The organism is Achromobacter semiaridum (genome assembly GCF_053543755.1).
On sequence record NZ_JBLVOL010000022.1, the window covers coordinates 45,337 to 47,087 of the forward strand.

1 protein-coding gene is annotated in these 1,751 nt (G+C 66.0%); it reads right to left on the bottom strand.

Annotation, left to right across the window (positions count from 1 at the left end; all coding sequences use genetic code 11):
* Window positions 1-84 precede the first annotated feature (84 nt).
* A complete protein-coding gene (argA, locus tag ACNPP0_RS07950) occupies window positions 85-1,443 on the bottom strand; it encodes an amino-acid N-acetyltransferase (protein ID WP_046805463.1) in 1,359 nt (452 codons plus the stop codon).
* Between the last annotated feature and the right edge of the window lie 308 nt (window positions 1,444-1,751).

Sequence of the window (1,751 nt, forward strand, 5' to 3'; positions counted from 1 at the left end):
CCACCCCCCTTCGGACGCTGGGGACGGTACGGCGGGAACGGCCCGCAGGCGGCGCGTCACAGCTGCTGCGTTACCGCTTCTGCATTACAGCTTCTTGATGAAAACGAGGCTGTTGCGCGACCGGTTGTAGTTGTTCTGCTTTTCACGCGGCAGGTCGGCAATGCCGCCCTGCACGAAACCGCGCTTCATGAACCAGTGCGAGGTGCGGGTGGTCAGCACGAACAGGCGCTTGGCGCCGGAAGCGCGCGCGCGCGATTCCATGTGGCGCAGCAGGATTTCGCCTTCGCCCGAGCCCTGCCATTCCGGGTGCACGATCAGGCAGGCCATTTCAGCCATCTGCTCGTCGGCAAAGGTGTGCAGCGCCGCGCAGCCGTAGATGACGCCGTCGTGCTCCAGCACGGTGAAGTTCTCCACGTCGCGCTCGATCACGCTGCGCGGGCGCGGCACCAGCGTGCCGTCCGCTTCCAGCGGTTCGATCAGGCTCAGGATGGCGCCCACGTCGTCGATCGTGGCGGCGCGCAGATCGTCCAGCGTGTCTTCAACCACCATGGTGCCCACGCCGTCGTGGGTGAAGATTTCCAGCAGCACGCTGCCGTCCAGCGCAAAGGGCAGCAGGTGGGCGCGGGCCACGCCGCGCTTGACCGCCAGCGAGGCGTATTGCAGGAACGCGTGCGTTTCCTCGTCGAGTTCGCCGCCTGCCAGCAACGCGTCGGCATCCACGCGCGCCAGTTCGGTGTCCAGCGTGCCGTCATCGTTCAGCACGCCCTGCGAGGTCGACAGGAAGATCAGTTTTTCAGCGCGCAGGGCCACGGCGACGCTGGTGGCCAGGTCTTCCATGGCCAGGTTGAACGCGTCGCCCGTCGGCGAGAAGCCCAGGGGCGACAGCAGCACCACCGACGAGCCTTTTTCGATGGCGAATTTCAACGCCTCGACGTCGATCTTGCGGACCTGGCCGGTGTGCTTGTAGTCCACCCCTTCGAGCACGCCGGTGGGGCGGGCGGTGACGAAGTTGCCGGAAATGACGCGGATGTGCGCGTGCGACATCGGCGTGTTGGGCAAGCCCTGGCTGAACGCCGCTTCGATATCCAGGCGGATTTCGCCCGCGGCTTCCTTGGCGCATTCCAGCGCGGCCGCGTCGGTGGGGGCCAGGCCACGGTCGAACTGCTGGGTGTAGCCCTTCAGGCGCAACTGTTCATTGACCTGGGGGCGGGACCCGTGCACCAGCACGAGCCGGATGCCCAGCGACGACAGCAGCGACAAGTCCTGCACCAACGCATTGAGCGCGCCGGCCTGAACCAGTTCGCCGCCAAACGCCACCACGAACGTCTTGCCTCGGAATGCATGCACATAGGGCGCCACGTCTCGAAACCATCGGACGAATTGGGCGGGTGCGAATTCCGGGGCTTCAAGGGCGGAGACGGTGTCTGGTTCCAGGTCGGGCATGATGGGCGGAGGGATTCCTGAGAGTCGGTAAAAACGCGGCGCCTTGCCGCGTCATAGCGCCGTCGCATGACGGCGTGGCGAAATTATATGGCCCACGGGATGGGGCGCAGGCGGAAAATCAAGGCTAATTTAGTGCCGGATTTCCGTGCCTTGCCCAGGGGGCGCCGGCAGGGGCGCCAGAGAAATTTATAATGCCGGGCTAACCGGACTATCGTACATGCCTGATTCATCTCGCCCGCGGGCGCCCAAAGCGGCTTCCCCGGGGGCCCCCGACGCGTCTGCCGCCCCGGCCGAGGCCGCCCGCGCGG

Excerpts from the sequence above, each read along its gene's own strand:
- argA (WP_046805463.1), bottom strand. The coding sequence starts at position 1,443 with ATGCCCGACCTGGAACCAGACACCGTCTCCGCCCTTGAAGCCCCGGAA.